This window comes from Candidatus Kuenenia sp. (genome assembly GCF_039794105.1).
Classification (GTDB): Bacteria; Planctomycetota; Brocadiia; order Brocadiales; family Brocadiaceae; genus Kuenenia.
The window spans coordinates 34,454-52,265 of sequence record NZ_JBDIWA010000004.1 but is presented as its reverse complement, the minus strand read 5'-3'; the positions used below and the strand labels follow the sequence as shown (position 1 = coordinate 52,265).

At 42.7% G+C, this 17,812-nt stretch carries 12 protein-coding genes; 3 read left to right on the top strand and 9 right to left on the bottom strand.

From position 1 onward, the window contains the following. Positions 1-431: 431 nt before the first annotated feature. The 5 genes from ABJL82_RS03955 to ABJL82_RS03935 all read right to left on the bottom strand — a co-directional run bounded on the left by ABJL82_RS03955 (position 432) and on the right by ABJL82_RS03935 (position 6,928). Positions 432-1,409, bottom strand: a complete 978-nt coding sequence (locus ABJL82_RS03955; RefSeq protein WP_347273416.1) for a radical SAM/SPASM domain-containing protein — start codon at positions 1,407-1,409, stop codon at positions 432-434. Continuing rightward, a complete protein-coding gene (locus tag ABJL82_RS03950) occupies positions 1,393-2,184 on the bottom strand; it encodes a glycosyltransferase family 2 protein (RefSeq protein ID WP_347273415.1) in 792 nt (263 codons plus the stop codon). Before ABJL82_RS03950 ends, ABJL82_RS03955 begins: the two co-directional genes overlap by 17 nt. A 329-nt stretch (positions 2,185-2,513) precedes the next feature. Beyond that, complete coding sequence (gene gyrA / locus ABJL82_RS03945) at positions 2,514-5,066, bottom strand: DNA gyrase subunit A (protein ID WP_347273414.1); 2,553 nt, start codon at positions 5,064-5,066, stop codon at positions 2,514-2,516. Positions 5,067-5,077: 11 nt separating this feature from the next. Beyond that, the gene (locus ABJL82_RS03940; RefSeq protein WP_347273413.1) at positions 5,078-5,731 is read right to left on the bottom strand and encodes an MBL fold metallo-hydrolase; all 654 of its coding nucleotides are present in this window, start codon (positions 5,729-5,731) and stop codon (positions 5,078-5,080) included. A gap of 6 nt (positions 5,732-5,737) precedes the next feature. Beyond that, positions 5,738-6,928 carry a nucleoside-diphosphate kinase gene (locus tag ABJL82_RS03935; RefSeq protein ID WP_347273412.1) on the bottom strand — a complete coding sequence of 397 codons (1,191 nt, stop codon included), beginning with the start codon at positions 6,926-6,928 and terminating at the stop codon, positions 5,738-5,740. 375 nt (positions 6,929-7,303) lie between these two features. Between ABJL82_RS03935 and ABJL82_RS03930 the strand changes: the two genes are divergently transcribed. Further along, positions 7,304-8,686 (top strand): folylpolyglutamate synthase/dihydrofolate synthase family protein, encoded by a 1,383-nt coding sequence (locus tag ABJL82_RS03930; protein WP_347273411.1) that lies wholly within the window; start codon positions 7,304-7,306, stop codon positions 8,684-8,686. Positions 8,687-8,710: 24 nt separating this feature from the next. Continuing rightward, positions 8,711-10,024, top strand: a complete 1,314-nt coding sequence (locus tag ABJL82_RS03925; RefSeq protein WP_347273410.1) for a GTPase — start codon at positions 8,711-8,713, stop codon at positions 10,022-10,024. Here ABJL82_RS03925 and ABJL82_RS03920 read toward each other — a convergent pair. Beyond that, the gene (locus ABJL82_RS03920; protein WP_347273409.1) at positions 9,993-12,401 is read right to left on the bottom strand and encodes a heavy metal translocating P-type ATPase; all 2,409 of its coding nucleotides are present in this window, start codon (positions 12,399-12,401) and stop codon (positions 9,993-9,995) included. The two genes, ABJL82_RS03925 and ABJL82_RS03920, sit on opposite strands and share 32 nt — an antisense overlap. 301 nt (positions 12,402-12,702) lie before the next feature. Further along, a complete protein-coding gene (locus ABJL82_RS03915) occupies positions 12,703-14,034 on the bottom strand; it encodes an ArsB/NhaD family transporter (protein WP_347273408.1) in 1,332 nt (443 codons plus the stop codon). Positions 14,035-14,448: 414 nt separating this feature from the next. On the opposite strand from ABJL82_RS03915, the gene ABJL82_RS03910 reads away from it, so the two are divergent. After that, positions 14,449-16,404, top strand: coding sequence for an ABC-F family ATP-binding cassette domain-containing protein (locus ABJL82_RS03910; RefSeq protein ID WP_347273407.1), 1,956 nt, complete (start codon positions 14,449-14,451; stop codon positions 16,402-16,404). A gap of 127 nt (positions 16,405-16,531) precedes the next feature. Here the strand turns inward: ABJL82_RS03910 and ABJL82_RS03905 are convergent, their stop codons facing one another. Beyond that, the gene (locus tag ABJL82_RS03905) at positions 16,532-16,894 is read right to left on the bottom strand and encodes a hypothetical protein (RefSeq protein ID WP_347273406.1); all 363 of its coding nucleotides are present in this window, start codon (positions 16,892-16,894) and stop codon (positions 16,532-16,534) included. A gap of 125 nt (positions 16,895-17,019) precedes the next feature. Further along, positions 17,020-17,694 carry a hypothetical protein gene (locus ABJL82_RS03900; protein ID WP_347273405.1) on the bottom strand — a complete coding sequence of 225 codons (675 nt, stop codon included), beginning with the start codon at positions 17,692-17,694 and terminating at the stop codon, positions 17,020-17,022. Positions 17,695-17,812: the final 118 nt, after the last annotated feature.

Below are 17,812 nucleotides of genomic sequence, written 5' to 3'. Positions count from 1 at the left end.
CCGTGCCACCCAATTAACACTTTAAAATCCACATTTTATGAGCATCTTGAGTATATATTAACCCTGACAGGGTTATTTCTCTCATTTTCAACGGTAGAAACAGATTTAAAAAGGTGTTTCTTTTCCAATCAATCGTAACACTTTAGTCTTTTGAAACTGGAAATTGTCATTTGTAGTGCGACGAGGTTCGTCGCACAATTTAAGTAGACCCTATTCCTTATCGCACAACTCTTTTTTTGGTGCGACGAACCTCGTCGCACTACATGAATTTAGTGGGCTTAGATATTTCAAGTGAGGAACGAGCAGCAACCGTTTATAACAAATGCCCCGCCCCTACACTATACGGAAAACATCGCTATTATTGGGATTTTTCAAAAAACTAAAGTGTTACGCGTTTTTACTTTTTCAAAGGACTAAAGTGTTACAATCAATCAGAAACTATGCAGATATCCGGTGCTTTTACATATATGGCAGACAGTGTTTTTCTTATTTTTCCTGCCCAGAATTTCTTTTCTGGCGGAAACGTACATTTCGTTATTCCATATTTGCACAAAAGATTCCCTGTTAATATTGCCAAACGCAAACGTCTCGCTGTAGACGGCGCAACAGGGTAGTACTGAGCCGTCCCAATTAATAACGGTTTCCGTCCAGGGAAGTGTGCAGGAGATTCGTTTTTTCTTTTTCTCTGGACAAACTAAAAATTTCCGGTTCCCGGGTATCCAGTCGGCGTCTCTTTCCAGCGCATCTTGTACTGTTTCAAAGATTTCCTTTCCCATATCAGGCCTCATCTTGTTTATTTTAATCTGGATGCCAATCCCTTTTGCCATTTTCTGCGCCTGCTCTCTCTCGTGTTCGTTCTGTTTAAAAACATGAAATAACCATACCAGTTTCGTCCGGCAGCCGTGCATTTCCTTTTTCTTTTGAACAAGGCGTGTCATATTTTCTTTCACCAAATCAAAATCTCCGCCAACATGGTATTTGAGGTACGTTTCCTTACTTGCGCCATTACAGGAAATATACAACACTTTTAGTCCCGCGTGTAACAGTTCCTCGATATCTTTGTCCTCCAGCTTTAGTGAAAGGTTTGTGCTTATTTTCACATCAATCCCATACTTTCGGGCATAGTGGATCATTGGCAGCAGATCTTTATTTAAAAGAGGTTCTCCCCAATTATATAACCGGATCAGTCTGAGGTATCTGCCGATTTCATCGAGGATTTTTTTGTACAATTCAAGGGGAATAAATCCCTTTTTGGCGCTGCTGTCATGCTGTCCCGTAGGGCACAAGGAACAACGCAAATTGCACACATTGCCGGATTCAATGGTAATTTTTGATGGGAAATATGGTAGGTTTGTCCTGCCAAGGAAAGTATAGATGCGGGATAAAATGGAATTAGACAGTTTTTTCATTTTGTTTTTTTTCTCTGCCATTCCCGTGCGTACATTCCCAAAGTTTTACGTATTTAACAAATATGTAAAAAGCGTTTGTAATTGCAAGGATGAAGCCGGGTAGGCCGTCCAAAAAACCCCTCTTTAATATGTATACTTTAATAAACTTGTACAGCGGCCTGAAGATGAGCTGAAACAAACTAAAGTCTTTGTTTCGTTCTACCATAATACCGGAAAAAACATCCGAGTAATTATCCATCGTCTTTAATTGGTGGGAAAGATTCCGGTAGTTAAAATGATACAAGTCGTGTTTCATATACCGTGTTTTTCCTTCGACACTTACCCTTCCATGCGGATTTGTTCCCTGCCACCTTCCACGTCCCCTTTTGAAGAGACGTAATTGATAATCAGGATACCAGTCACCATGAAATATCCAGCGTCCCAGGTAACTGCTTCGTCTGGGGAAAAAAAACCCGTCTGCCGTATCATGGCTATTGAGAACATTTTGTATTTCTTCTGTAAGTTCAGGCGACAATCTCTCATCGGCGTCAAGGCAAAGCAGCCAGTCTTTCGTTGCCAGCCCTATCGTATGGTTCTTCTGATCGATATTCCCGCCCCATGCGCGCCGATAAACACGTTCCGTATATTCTTTGCATATATCTACCGTTTTATCCGTGCTGAAAGAATCCACCACGATGATTTCGTCTGCCCATTTGACGCTTTCAAGGCAATCACGAATTCTGGATTCTTCATTAAAAGTAATGATACAGACAGAGACAGGGTACGTTCGGGTCATTTTTCTTTATGCTGGATAGAGAGGGTTATGAACGACATGAAGCTGCGCTACTATTTTGTGACTGCGCTCGTTCCTAAAGATCCAGCGCGGGAACATAATGGCGCTGGAAAACTACATTAGCGGGTTCAAGCCTTTGGCGGTTTTTTTAAGAGAATACCGAACCGCAGAACAAGGAATATCGAATATTAAAGCAAAATACTTCATCATTCGATATTCAATATTCGGTATTCCTGCCCGGGTATTTCTGTGAAATTCCCAAACAGGAGTTTGGGAATACTCAGGGTAGATATTAAAGGCGATTTTCAAACAACTAAAATGTTACGTAGTATTTATTTTTCTTCTTGTTCATGTTCATGTTCATGTTCATGTTCCTGTTCCTGTTCCTGTTCCTGTTCTTGTTCTTGTTCTTGTTCTTGTTCCGGGATATCATGTTCGGCTTCTAAATCATCCGGGGCTGGATTTTCTTCTGGAATTACGCGGGCGACCGAGATTAATTTATCTGATTTACCAATATCAAAAAGTTTGACGCCCTGGGTATTTCTTCCGATGATTCGAATCGTATTTACCGGAGTCCTTATGATCTTCCCCCCCTTTGTTATCATGATCAATTCATCGGTTTCCCTGACGTCAAGCAGCCCCACCACTTTCCCGTTTCTTTCAGTAGTTTTAATATTGATAACCCCCTGGCCTCCTCTGTTTTTCGCCGAATACTCTTCAAAATTTGTTCGTTTGCCAAAGCCATTTTCACAGATGGTCATAAGTGACGACTCATCATCGACAGCAACCATGCCGCATACTTTATCACTATTTTTAAGCTTTATCCCCTTTACTCCGCGCGAAACACGTCCAACCGATCTGACGTCTTCCTCCGAAAAACGCACCGCCTTCCCCTGTTCAGTCCCGAGTATGAGGTCTTGTTTTCCGTTGGTTAATTTTACCCCGATTAATGTGTCTCCCTCATCGAGGTTAATTGCGATAATACCTCCCTTTTTCGGATTGCCATACGCCTTGAGCACGGTCTTTTTGATAATGCCGTGGCTGGTTGCCATGACCAATTGCCTGTCGTCAAAATTGCGGACAGGAATGAAGGAGGTAACGTTTTCTCCTTCTTTTAATTCCAGCAGGTTGATGAGCGCCCTTCCTTTTGTAATTTTACCCATTTGAGGAACATCATAAACCTTCAGCCAGTACACCTTGCCCTGATCCGTAAAAAAGAGGATATAGTCATGGGTTGATGCTACAAACAGGTGTTCGGCAAAATCCCCTTCCTTCATTTCCGCCCCGATAACTCCCTTCCCGCCACGCTGTTGTTTACGATAGGCGCTTAATGGCAGCCGCTTTATATATCCTTCATGGCTGATAATGACCGTTACATTTTCTTCCGTAATAAGGTCTTCTCTCTCTAAATCGCCCACGGCGCCTACAATTTCCGTCCGGCGTTTGTCGCCAAATTGTTCTTTTATTTCCGCAACGTCTTTTTTTATAATATCCAGCACTAACTTTTCATTTGCCAATATCGACTGGTATTCTTTTATATCTGCACACAGTTTTTCATATTCGGCGTCAATTTTCCCCTGCTCAAGCCCTGTAAGCCTTTGCAGTCTCATATCCAGGATAGCGTTCGCCTGTATTTCCGAGAGAGAAAACGAAGAGATAAGCCCTCTTCGCGCCGCATCTACGGTATCCGAGGTTTTAATCAGTTCGATTACCCGGTCTATATTATTTAAGGCTATTTTTAAACCTTCAAGCACATGCGCCCTGTTCTGTGCTTTTTCCAGTAAAAACTTTGTTCTTTTAACGATAACAACTTTTCTATGTTCAATGTAGCATACCAGCATTTGTTTCAGATTAAGTGTTTCCGGACGATTATCCACAAGCGCAATCATGATAATGCTGAAAGTGTCCTGCAGTTTTGTGTGTTTATACAATTGGTTTAAAACTACCTCTTCATCTTCTCCCTTTTTCAGATCGATCACCAGGCGGCTTCCGTGTCTATCGCTTTCGTTTCTGACATCAGAAATACCCTTAAGCACTTCTTCGCGCACCAGGAGGGCGATACGTTCCAAAATATTATCTCTGTTGAGTTGGTATGGAATTTCAGTTACGACAATGCTCTTTCTTCCGGTTTTTGACGTTTCAACATATGCCTTCGCCCGTACGATTATCGTTCCCCTGCCGGTTTTGTACCCTTCCTTAATCCCGCTTGTTCCGCAAATTTGCGCTCCCGTAGGAAAATCTGGACCTGTGATTACCGTCATCAATTCTTCTATGGTGACGTCGGGATTGTCAATAACCATGGCAATGCCGTCACATATTTCATTTGTATTATGCGGCGGGATGCTTGTCGCCATGCCAACGGCAATACCGGAGCAGCCATTGCAAAGCAGGTTGGGAAATTTTGACGGCAGCACAACCGGTTCTGTGCGGGTATCATCGTAGTTGGAGGTATAGTCCACCGTTCTCTTTTCAAGATCCTCCATGATCGTGATTGTCACGTCCGTCATGCGTGCTTCTGTGTATCGCATTGCCGCAGGTGGGTCCCCGTCAATTGAACCAAAATTCCCCTGTCCCTGAATAAGAGGATAGCGGTAGTTAAAATCCTGCGCCATACGGACGAGGGTGGGATACACTACCTGTTCACCATGGGGATGGTAGTTTCCTGTAGTATCTCCGGCAATTTTGGCGCATTTTCTGAATTTTGCGCGCGGGCTGAGGTTAAGATCGTTCATGGCAACGAGAATGCGCCTCTGGGAAGGTTTTAATCCGTCTCTGGCGTCAGGAAGGGCCCGGCTCATGATAACGCTCATGGCATAGCTGAGATACGAATCCTTCATTTCTTCTTCAATGAACAAATCTTTTATATTTTCTTTTCTTTCGGTCATCTGCTACTTTCTTACTGGAGAAAAGGATTATGTTGTTTCTCTTCTGCCAATGTTGTAGAGGGTCCATGTCCAGGATAGATTATTGTTTTCTCATCAAGGACAAGCAATTTATTTTTGATAGATTGTATAAGCGTTTCCTGGCTGCAACCCGGAAAATCCGTGCGGCCTATTCCGTTTTTAAAAAGACTATCGCCGGAAAATAATACCGGCGGCTGCCCATTTTCCTGATCTTTACAATAAAGGCATATCCCGCCTGGTGTGTGTCCCGGGGTGTGAATTACTTCAAAAATGCATTTACCGGCAGAGATGGTATCACCCTCTTTCAGTGTACGGTCTGCATGTGGAGACCGCACGGTTGCGCCGCCATAAAAGGCAGCAAGGATAGAAAGATTTTTCGCAGGGTAAGGCAGCATGTCCTGGTCTTTTTCATGAACACAAATCTGCAATTCAGGAAAAGCCTCTTTCAATGAGGCGTTTGCCCCAATATGATCTCCATGTCCATGGGTAATTACGACATGTTTCGGGAGCAGTTTCAATGCATTAATAAATGCAATAATTTTTTCCGGATCGGCGCCCGGGTCAACAATCATCGCTTCAGCAGAATCATCATACACAATATAAGTACATACCTGCAATGGACCTACCGTTATCTCTTTGATAATCATTTTTGATTATTTATTGCTTAAATAATCTTCTATCAGGGTCTTTAGTTCCTTCACACTTTCGCTCTTCCACAACCCGATAATCTTTCTTTCCCGTTCCGCATTCTCCACAGAATCCGAGGCATGGGCGGCATTTTTCATGATATCCTCCCCATAGATTCTGCGCACCTTGCCCGGCTCGCCTTTTTTCGAATCGGTAGGCCCTAAAATATTTCTTATTTCATTGATTGCATTCGGCCCGCGGTACAAAAGGGCAAGGCAGCGGGCGGTGCCGGGATTTTTTTTCTCCGCTTCTGTTGCCTTTGCCACGTCCAGTCCCGTCATGTAATGCACAATTTTATTGAATTCGTGTTTTGCATTTATCCCTTTTAACTGTTCTGTTAATTGCGTTGCATGTTCATTAATCGTCACATCCGGGATTTCAAAAGAGAAAATGGATTTGAGACCTTCTCTAAGCTGCGCCGCAATTTTCTCGGGTTTGGGCTTTAGCTTCTCTTCAAATATGCTCACCAGCGGACCGTAAAACTCTTCCGCCTGGGCAATGCTCATCGACAACAACTTTATGCCCACGATAAACAAACCCGTTCTCGAAAACATATCAATGATATTGCCAGGTAGCGGGCTTTGCTTCTCAAAAGGTTTTAATATTACCAATGTTGTTTCCGGCTTCGCCCCTTCGGGAAATGTAACGATATTTTCCAGAATTCCGCCGTCGTTTGTTAAATAATCCGCAAACAATTTCATTTGTTTTTTGTTAGAGTTATGGTCGGCGGCAGTCAAAACTGCAGGTTCAAAATACTCAACCGTACCGTCAGAACGTTCTATGTAATCGCCAAAACTGCCGCGGATAGTATGTCCCTGGAAACTTGAAATAGGGCCGATTACATCGTCCTTTAATTTTTTAATGGCATTGTGTCCTTTAAAGAACAGCAGCACCGCCCTGTTGGTAATGCCAAACTTGTTTCCCTTTCTCAGGCTGCTGTTAATATAATTAATCATAACCTCTTTCCACGAGGACTTCCCTTCCTGTTCCCCGATGGTTTCGCAATATTTCTCAACAAACTCATCGCCCGGAGCAAACATTGTCGCCCCGATAACTTCAAGATTTGATAATGAGAGCAACCGGCCCAAAATACCACCCGTGCGGCTCTTTAAAAGACTGTAAGGCGTTATTAACGCATAGGTTAATTCTTCTTCCATAGTGACGTATATTCTCCAACAACAAGTAATGAATCAAAGGATTATAAAAGGCTAAATGATAACACAATAAGGATATTTGGTCAAATACTTTCAATCTTACGGATAGAGATACAAAATAGGGGGTTTTGTGTCGTTGACTCACTGTATATGAAGTGATACACTTTTATGGCTGCAATTTTTTTTACAAAACTACGTAGGGGCGAAGCATTTGCCTGCATAGGGGAAGGGAAAGAAAGGGTAAATGCTGCACTGCATCAACCTTGTTATGGTGAACGTGTTATACACTGTACGCAGGCAAATACTTCGCCCCCGGCCTGTAATGTTTTCGAAAATAGATTTGTTCCCTTATACGATATTTCCTGAACGCCGGTTAAGATGATTGCCCAAAATACCCTATGCTTACGATCATACGAAGAGGCGTGTGCTTTTCTCAATGCGTCGCTCGACTATGAAAAGCTAATCAGTTACCAATATAATACTTCAACCTTCAGTCTGGACAGAATGGTTCGCCTCCTTGAACAAGTGGGTAATCCGCACAGGGAATTTTCCTCCCTCCACATAACAGGAACAAAAGGAAAAGGGTCTACAGCAATTATGTTGTCAACCGTCCTTCAATATGCCGGTTATAAAACCGGGCTTTTCACTTCCCCACATTTAACTAACCTCAAAGAACGAATTCAGTTTAATCATACGAACATATCCAAAGAGGATTTTACCGCTGCATTAAATATCCTCGTGCCATATATTCAGCGATTGAGAAATACTAATCCTGCAGAATCACCTACGTTTTTTGAAACGCTTACGGCGATATGCTTCCTTTATTTCAAAGAAAAACAGGCGGAGATGGCCGTTCTGGAGGTGGGAATGGGGGGACGTTTAGATGCTACCAATGTAGTACTACCGCTCGTATCGGTTATTACCAACATCGGCCTCGACCATGTCAATATTCTTGGAAATACTATCTCCCGCATAGCCTATGAAAAAGCGGGAATTATTAAAAAAGGCATACCGGTAATCTCTGCTGCAGAAAAACCGGAGGCCCTTTCTGTGATAAAAGAGGTCTGTATGGAAAAAGGCGCACCGCTCTATCTACTGGGCAAAGATATTAGGATAGACGACGCACAGCCCTATACAAATAAGAACTCAAGGGGTTTGCTGTGTAATATAAAAACGTGGCAAGGCGCATACGGGAATCTGTTTATTCCCCTCATGGGAATACATCAGGTAAAAAACTGCGCGATGGCATTGGGGGCATTGGAAGTCCTGCGTGAGCATGGCAAAATCTCAATCGACAACGAAACCATACGTGAGGCGTTTACCCACGTCCGTTGTCCGGGGAGGATAGAGGTTCTTGGGGAGACGCCATTGATCGTACTGGATTTTGCACATACCGTGGAATCAATGGCGTCATTGCGGGAAACCTTATTTGAACATTTCACGTTCAATAAACTGGTCGTCATATTAGGATTTTCACAGGATAAGGATATTGACAATATTCTCCGGGAGATTGTGCCTTGCGCAAACGATATCTTCGTTACAAAGAGCACGAATTCCCGTGCCGCGCCGCCTGAAGAATTAGCCAAAAAGATAAAGGCCGTCTATGGGAAAAGGGCGGAGATATGCAATAGCGCCAGAGATGCGGTAATCGCAGCGCAACACGCCGCTTCCACTGACGATTTACTTTGTATTACCGGATCGGCATACATCGCAGGCGAAGTGAGGCAGGAATTAGCCAACCAAAACATTGCCAGAGCATAACAATAAAAATATAGTCAACAAATAATGAATATCCATTTATCTCATGAAACAATTGCCGCAATTGTGACACCCCTGGGCGAAGGGGGCATTGGCAAGATAGTTGTTTCCGGGCCTAAGGCTTTAAATATGGCGAATGACATCTTTGAAGGGAAACACATAAAAGACCTTTGCAATGCGGAAAACGGCAAACTTTACTACGGTCATATCGTCAGTGGCAATCAAAGGATCGACGAGGTTATTTTGAATATTGAAAAACAAGGGAACAGTTTCACCGGCGAAGACGTGGTTGAAATAAATTGTCATGGCGGTATTCGGATCCTCATGCGGGTATATGAGCTGGTTGTTTCACATGGGGCAAAAAAAGAAACATGGGAAGGGCTGGCAGCACAGGCGCTCGAAAACAACCAAATAGATACTATTCAAAAGGAGGCGTTGCCGGAACTTGTTGCGGCACGCACAAAACTATGCGCGAAAGTGCTTTTAGACCAGTACAACGGCGCATTGTCAAGAATGCTTCACGAATGCCTGGACATTACAAAACAAATGGAATGTACCTCCGCAGAGCGACCAAATGCAGACGAAAAAACCATTCTTTTTTTAAAAGAACTGACGCACAGCATTGACGCCCTGCTCAATACCGCCCCGTTCGGCATGGCATTAATATCCCCGCAGGCTATTGTAATCCTTGGCAAGCCGAATGTCGGAAAATCAACACTGATGAACGCCGTACTAGGCGAAGAACAAATGATTGTGCACCATGAACCCGGAACAACGCGTGATTACGCAAGCGAATATATCTCTATCGAAGATATCCCCTTTGAAATTGTCGATACCGCGGGCATAAGAAAGACAGAAGATACAGTTGAATCCATGAGTATTGAAATGACGCGGGAACAGCTTGGACGCGCGGACAAGGTGCTTGCCATATTTGATAATTCAAAGCCCCTTGATCATGAGGATAGAGAGATATTAGATGCATTGAAATCGTGGAAAATGGCAAAGGAATACGAAAGGCAGCGTGCGTGCACCATCATTCCATTGATAAATAAAACCGACCTTCCCGCTCAATTAGACACAAAGATCATTGAATCGGAAATCGCATCTCCGGTATATTACATTTCCGCCCAAAAAAAGGAAGGACTGGACGTTGTCTATAAAAAACTTGTTGGAGAGTTTAACACCTGCTATTATCCCGGAACGCCCGTCGTGTTTAGCAAAAGACAGCTTCATTTACTCTCGGGAGCACGCCGGATGCTGGAAACAGCCGCATTCAGTGCCGCAGCAAGACAGGAGTTAAGGAACATTTTTAACGAATGTTTGTGGGGAGCCATTTATTGAATTTTCTGGTAAATTTTGTGCCTGCTACCGTAGAAAGCAGTATAACGAGAGAACTTACAGGCATAAGTATTGCCGCAACAAGGGGCGAGATAACGCCGAAAAGAGCGGCTATTCCGCCGGCAAAGTTATAAAGAAAGGAAATGACAAGGTTTCTCTTGATAATAGATAGGGTGTTTTTGCTTAATAAAATCAGGTCTAAAACAGGAGAAACCCCCTCCTTCGCTGAATAGATGTCCGCAGCGACCAAACTCGCCTCTACGCTGCCCTGAACGGCAATGCCAATGGAGCAGGATGACATAGCAAGGGCGTCGTTTACTCCATCGCCTACCATAAGAGCATTTGAAACTGTATTGACGATCGTGCTTTTCTCTTCCGGTGAAACTCCAGCATAGATAGAGTCGTCTGCCAGTTCTAGTTTTTTTGCAACATTCCGCACCGTGGAGTCGTTATCCCCTGAAACTATATGTGGTTTTATGCCAGATTTTTTTAATGCAGTAATTGTTTCTTTTGCATCTTTGCGAAGTTTGTCCCCTAAACAGGCATAGGCAACAAGCAATTCATTCCGGTATATAGCAACGGTACTGGCTATAATGCCGGAATCATCATTGCCGTCATCGGGTAATGCGGAAATTAATTTATAATGATTATCTTCAACTGTTCCTGAAATACCCTTCCCTGGAATTTCCTTTAAAGAACAAACAGGCAATTTCACATCACAGACTTTTTCCAGTTGCTTTACCAACGCCCTTGCAATGGGATGCTGAGAATGTGTTTCGATTGAATATATGGCATTAAGGGTTATGGTATCGGGCACAAAATTAACAGACTCGCCAGACTGAAGAGATTTCCATTTTAAGAACTCAAATTGCCCTTGTGTAAGGGTTCCTGTTTTGTCAAAAAAAACGTTTTTGACCCTGCTTAGTTTTTCAAGTGATTCGGCATTTTTTATCAGATACCCCTTTTTTGAGGCTTTTTTTAAGGATAGGCTTTGCGTCAGCGGCGTTGCAAATGCTAAGGCGCAGGGACATGCAAGTATGATGAGTGCAAGTGTTCGCCTTACCGCTTCGGCAATGTCAATAACGCTGTAAAACAAAAAGAACAGCATTCCCAACGAGAGGATGAAGAGCGTAAAATAGTGGGCGGCCTTGTCCGTCAGTGAAATTAATGGTGTTTTGTTGTAGATTTGCTCCTCAACCTTTTTTAATATCCTTCCGATGCGGCTGCCGCCTGTGGTATGTTCTATAAGAATTTCAGCGTATCCGGAAACCACCTTTGTTCCGGCATAGATTTTTGCCCCTTTGAAAAGTTTTTGCGGAAGGCTTTCGCCTGTCAAAACAGAGGGATTTATATTAACCCAATCATTTATCATTTCCCCATCTGCCGGGATACGTTCTCCTTCATTAACAAGGATTTTATCGCCGGTATTTAAATGGCTGGCAGACACCTTTTCATAGGCATGGCGGCCCTCGTTCCATCTCCGGCATATTTGTGCTTCAAAAAATGATAATAAATAGGAACTGTTTAAAAATTTCTGTTGTGTCCTGCTCAGAAGATATCTGCTTGCCAATAACAAAAAAATTAATACGGAAAGCGAATCGAAATAAAAATCCTGACGTCCCTGAATCAGATGAAGCAGGCTTAAAACAAAGCCTATGGCCACCGCAAGCACAATGGGCAAATCGATGCTTGGCCGCCACGCCCGGAAAGACCTCCATAAATTTATGTAAAACGGCCTGGCGCAGTAAAAGAGCACAGGAAGAAAAAATGCCAGGTTTATATACTGAAACACCTGAGCCATAGGGCCCGTCAGCCCGGAATAAAGGGCGAACGAGTAGAGCATAATACTGCCCGCGCAGGCGCCTGCAACGCCTAGCCTCATTAAATGCCTGTGGTTTTCCTTTTTCTGGAAATGCCTTGCTTCGCCGGTATTCCTGATCGGATATGTTTTATAGCCTAACGCCGCAAGGGTGGATACCACTTTTCCGAAAAACCCCGGACTCTTTAGCGACACAAATAAGGTATTTTGGCTCATGTTCAAATGAACAGTTTCAACCTCAGGAATCCAATGGGGAATCTGATCGATGATCCATAGGCAGGAGGTGCATTGCACCCCTTCGACAAAAAATCTCATGCCTTGCCTGCCATCCTGCAACACTGAATAGTCTCTTAAAAAAGACTCATTATCCAGAATATCATATTCGGAACTGCCAGCGTGAGGTTTGTTGATGAGTGAGAAATGTTCTTTTTTAAGAATTGAATAAACGGTTTCGCATCCCCAGCAGCAAAAAATAGCGCCGTTGGCATTTATAATGGCGTCTTCTTTTTTTGCAATGGTTTTACCGCAATGTACACAGTCAGAATAGGAATATGGAGGCACATCTACACCTTGGGGCAGGGATTGTTAGAATTTTATCCGTTAGGTAATATCATGAACCATATACCAGTATCTGAATCACAGGTAATAGTTCAGCCACTTCCATTAAACTATCTAAGCTGGTATAGCCAGAACCAAACAAGCACGAGAAAAAAAATACGAAGCAAGAAATACGAAATACGAAACAAATTCTAAAATACAAAATCCCAATGAAAAAAACCGGGTTTTGAACATTTGAAAATTAAAATTTAGCATTTGTTTCGGATTTCGTGCTTGTTTGGTTCTGGCTATACCAGCTTAGGGTTTAGATGAATACATAATATCTGACTACAACATAAATAGTCGCCAATACCAATGTCTCTAAAGTAATTGGTATTGAATAGATGAGAAATTTTCTGAAGGTTATCGGGTATCCTGCTTTTTCAGAAAGACCTATGGTAATAACATTTGCGGAGGCGCCAATGGGGGTACCGTTCCCGCCAAGGCAAGCGCCCAACGCTAACGACCACCATACGGGCATAAGGGTTGGATGCTGAAGCACCGGTGTAATATCCCATCCTTGCGGCAATACCGCCTCTGCCGTGTCCTTTACAAGTGGAATCATACTTGCAACAAAAGGAATATTATCAACAATCGCCGAACCTATCGCGGAAAACCACAACAGGACAATCGACAACGTGAACATGCTTTCCACACCTGGCTGCGTCAGCGCAATCAATCCTTCGGAAAGCTTTGAAATAAGACCTACCTTTACAACGCCCCCCACAATAATAAACAGCCCCATAAAAAAGAAAAGCGTAGACCACTCTAAATCCCGAAACACATGATGTACGTCTTCCTTAGAAATGATCAGCAGCACAGCAGCGCCGACCAGCGCTATTGTCGCCGGCTCGTAATGAAATACCCCATGAAAAATAAATCCAAGGATAACCATGCCCAGTACGCCAAGTGATTTTTTTAATAAACCAACATCTTTAATTAAGGCATATTCGTCCATTGCAAGTATCTTCTGTCTTACTTCTTCCCTTACATGCATCTTTTTCGCAAAAAGAAACCGGACAGTCAGGAGAAATCCCCCGAATATGAAGAATACAGCGGGCGTTAAATGATAAATAAAATCCATAAATGTCAAATGTACTTTGCTGGCAATCATAATGTTGGGGGGGTCTCCAATAAGCGTTGCCGTACCGCCAATATTACATGCCATAACCTCAGTAATCAAAAAAGGAAAGGGGTCCAATTCCAACTCCTCCGCAATGAACAACGTTACGGGAATAAGAAGCAAAACACTGGTAACATTATCAAGAAACGCGGAAGCAACTGCCGTTATACAGGCAAAGAAAATGAGGATCAGGAACGGTTTCCCACGCGCAAGTTTTGCTGATTTAATAGCAACAAATTGAAATATCCCTGTTTTCTTAAGGATATTTACAATAATCATCATGCTTATTAGCAAAAATATTACATTATAATCTATAGCATAATGTTCCTCATAAAAGGCTTCATGTTGGCTGACAATCTTAAGGAGGATCATCAAGCCTGCGCCAATGAGCGCCACTTTCGTTTTGTCGATCTTTTCAGAGACAATTAACCCGAAAGATACAAGGAATATGAGCGTCGCAATCCAAAAGACCATATTTTATCTCTCCATTATTTATCAAAGTAATTGATTATTAAACTCAAAAACGTAAAGTAGGATATCATAAAAAACCTGATTAAAAAACAGTAAAACCTGACAAAATTTTAGTTTTTAAATAACACTTTATTTTTTTTGAAAAAGTTTAGTGTAGACGAACTTCATCGCACTACAAAACGACAATTTCTCGTATCAGCTCAATAAATAGTGGCAATGCATCCAACATAACCTATGAAGCCTTTTGGCAACACCTTTTTTTAAAAACGGCATTGATACATACTTTGTGATTTCGTATTCTTGTAATATCGGTAAATTTCCGGCAGCGCAAAGAAGTCTGTCTTCTGACCGCCTGTTTAGGTTTGCCCTGTGAGGCAAAGGTAAAAATGTATCTTTTAAGAACTATGGTGATAAAAAATGATTCGTTTTCATAATGTTTGTCTGAATTTTGGCTCTACCGTCATTTTTGACGAGCTTTCTCTGCAAATTCGATTGAATGACCGCATTGGATTAATCGGACCCAATGGCGCGGGCAAATCCACATTTTTCAAGCTCATCTGCAAATATATCGAACCCTCTTCCGGGAGTATTATTTATGCGAAAGGCGTGAAAACAGGATACCTGCCCCAGGAATGTTTTGCGTTCAGCAAAAAAACTGTTTTTGAGGAAGCGGGTTCCGCCTTTGAAGATATTCACCATTTGAACCGGCAAATAGATGCGGTACATAAAGACCTTGACAGCCCTTCCCTTACCGATGAAGACCGCCAGCTACTCCTTGACCGGCACACACACCTGCTACATCAGTTGTCCGTGGTGAACGCAAACAAAATGAATGCTGAAATTGAAAAGGTATTAAAAGGCATCGGTTTTAAGGACACCGATTTCAGGAAAGATATTGACGCCCTGAGCGGTGGGTGGCGGATGCGTGTTGCCTTAGCCAGGTTGTTGCTGCAAGAACCGGATATCCTGCTTCTGGACGAACCCACAAACCATCTTGACGTAGATTCTATTCTCTGGCTTGAGCAGTACCTTAAGGAATTAAACGGGGGGTTGATTATTATTTCCCATGACAGGGCTTTTTTAGACCGGAATGTTTCCGGTATCTGGGAGCTTGAGAAGGGGAATATCACTGAATATCACGGCAATTATTCTTTTTATGAAACCGAAAAAGAAAAAAGGAGTGGGCTGCAAACCTCACGCTATGTCAATCAACAGAAGAAAATTAAAGAAGTAGAAAGATTTATCGAGCGATTTCGGTCAAAAAACACAAAGGCGTCACAGGTACAGAGCCGAATCAAAATGCTTGGAAAAATGGAAAAAGAGACCTTGCCTGACAACTCGGTTCACAGGGTTACCTTCAGGTTCCCACCTGCAAAACAAAGCGGTGCAAGCGTCCTTGAAGTGAAAGACGTTTCCTGCAAATATGCAGATCAATGGGTATTTCAGGGAGTCTGCCTTTCCATAGAACGGGGAGAAAAGGTTGCGCTCGTAGGGCAAAACGGCTCTGGAAAATCCTCATTATTACGTATTATAAACCGTTTGCATACTCCCCAAAGCGGTACTGCCACTTTCGGGCACAATGTGCTCGCCGACTATTTTGCCCAGGAAACCGCTGAAAGCCTCCAGGGTAACAATACGGTATTGGAGGAAGTCGAATCCATTGCGCCGTTTTCTATGATACCGCACGTAAGACACCTTCTGGGGGCATTTCTCTTCTCCGGAGATGACGTGTTTAAAACGGTAAACGTTTTAAGCGGCGGAGAAAAATCGCGTCTGTGCCTTGCAAAAACCCTTTTAAAACCAACGAATTTCCTCGTGCTGGATGAACCCACAAATCATATTGATATCACTACCAAAAAAGTACTCAAAGAGGCGTTGCTGAATTACCCGGGAAGTCTTTTAATTGTTTCCCACGACAGAGACTTTCTGGACGGACTCGTTTCAAAGGTGTATGAATTGAAAGAGGGAAATCTTTTCATTCATCTGGGTAGTTTTAAGGATTTCTTAGAAAAAAGAGAGGCTGAATTACGGTCAGGAACACATAAAACGGTGGGACAAGAAGCGCCGGAATTAAAATCTTCAGGAATAACCACTCAAAAGCAGATATTTTTACAAAAAAAGGAACAAAACGCTAAAAGAAGAAAACTCACAAAAGAACTTCAAAAAATCGAGGAGAGAATCACCTACCTTGAAACGCAAAAAAAAGAACTTGACCAAACCCTTTTAGATACCGAGCTATATAATGACAAGGAAAAGCATATTATCATCAACAAACAATATAAATCAGTTTCCGAAGAGTTAAACGACTTTTATAAGAAATGGGAGGTCATACACACCGAATTGGGGACTGTAGATGCAGGGATAGCCGTGTAATAATGGTTTGGCCGCAAGCTGCCTTTCCGCTTTCAAACTTCCCTCGCCGGGAGAGGGCGCTCTGTAGTAATGCCTCTCCGGGCGTTATACTGCCTTGCCCGTAAAAATTCTCCGGTTCTTTTTAAGATTACACAATGCCTATGCCTAAATTTTTTATGAAAAGGAAGAAGATGAGTTCAAGACCACAGAGGGTTGCCGTCAAGGCAGTACACAGTATTGCATATCCAGGAAATTTTTCTTCCCTTCTAAGAAGAAAGGCATATACCAGTGCGATAATTACAAGAATTGCAGTAAATGTCTCAAGAGTGGCCACTTCGATGGTGAGTTTCTTTTTATACAATAAGGATATTTCCTCCAGAAGGTCGAAACCAAGACAGACGACCAAGGATACAATGGCAGGCGTAACCGTCTTGCCATGCCTTACTTTTGCAAGTAATATAAGGGCAACGATTGCGGCGGTAAACGTGATTAATTCAAAAATGAGTTCCATTTACATCTCCTTTCTATAGAGGAATTCCGTGAGCACTTCTTTTTTCAAATCAAACAAGATCGGCATGATGACTGTGTATTATTTATTTTCATCCCCTTTTGTAATCAAAGGTTATGGATGTTTCATTAAATCTCTCTTTGTATTTTTTTAAATGGAGGCAAACCGGTTAAGGCATAAATCACCATCTCCATCGAACCTACCCAAATGAAAAAATATCCGCATAGCTCAATTAGTTCTTCAACCATGCGCTTATAATTACGCACGTAATCGGAAAGCATCAATGCATCCAGCAACCTTCCGTGCCCCACCGATTGGGCGCACACAATGACTGTTAACAAACCGAACCAGAGTATCGGGAAGGGATAGCCCTCAATAAACCCGTGCACCTGGCAGGGCAGAGTTTTTCTATAACGCCAGACACAAAGGGCGGCAGAAAGAATGAGAACCCCTGCAGGTACTTTCCATCCAAAAACCGGAATGCACCGGTCTAAGACAGAATCCAGCTCTCTGGCTACTACCAGGCTTACAAGAAAAACAAACAAACACAACAAACCGCGCCAGGCGGGCGCACGCCATGCACCTATCCCAAACAATCCCGCAGAAAATATGAGAAGTACCAATTGAGCCCACTCAACCGGACCGCCTTCCTTAAAGGTTGCACCACCTTTACGTTCTGCAAGTATAGGTAAGGAAAGAATGCCTGCGGTGAAAAAAACTGTGTAAATGGCAAACCGTATTGACTTATACACAAATCGCATATTCGTAATAACGTCGGCGGAGTGCGGTGAGGTTCGAGTCATTTTCAGTCTTTTATTATAAAGAAAGCCTGTATGAAAAATACATTACATTACATTACATTACTTTACTTTATTTTATTTAATTGGGGGGGGATGAACATCAGGAATACTGTTATTATGG

Excerpts from the sequence above, each read along its gene's own strand:
- ABJL82_RS03955 (WP_347273416.1), bottom strand. The coding sequence starts at position 1,409 with ATGAAAAAACTGTCTAATTCCATTTTATCCCGCATCTATACTTTCCTT.
- gyrA (WP_347273414.1), bottom strand. The coding sequence starts at position 5,066 with ATGACCGAAAGAAAAGAAAATATAAAAGATTTGTTCATTGAAGAAGAA.
- ABJL82_RS03930 (WP_347273411.1), top strand. The coding sequence starts at position 7,304 with ATGATTGCCCAAAATACCCTATGCTTACGATCATACGAAGAGGCGTGT.
- ABJL82_RS03950 (WP_347273415.1), bottom strand. The coding sequence starts at position 2,184 with ATGACCCGAACGTACCCTGTCTCTGTCTGTATCATTACTTTTAATGAA.
- ABJL82_RS03925 (WP_347273410.1), top strand. The coding sequence starts at position 8,711 with ATGAATATCCATTTATCTCATGAAACAATTGCCGCAATTGTGACACCC.
- ABJL82_RS03940 (WP_347273413.1), bottom strand. The coding sequence starts at position 5,731 with ATGATTATCAAAGAGATAACGGTAGGTCCATTGCAGGTATGTACTTAT.
- ABJL82_RS03905 (WP_347273406.1), bottom strand. The coding sequence starts at position 16,894 with ATGGAACTCATTTTTGAATTAATCACGTTTACCGCCGCAATCGTTGCC.
- ABJL82_RS03900 (WP_347273405.1), bottom strand. The coding sequence starts at position 17,694 with ATGACTCGAACCTCACCGCACTCCGCCGACGTTATTACGAATATGCGA.
- ABJL82_RS03915 (WP_347273408.1), bottom strand. The coding sequence starts at position 14,034 with ATGGTCTTTTGGATTGCGACGCTCATATTCCTTGTATCTTTCGGGTTA.
- ABJL82_RS03935 (WP_347273412.1), bottom strand. The coding sequence starts at position 6,928 with ATGGAAGAAGAATTAACCTATGCGTTAATAACGCCTTACAGTCTTTTA.
- ABJL82_RS03910 (WP_347273407.1), top strand. The coding sequence starts at position 14,449 with ATGATTCGTTTTCATAATGTTTGTCTGAATTTTGGCTCTACCGTCATT.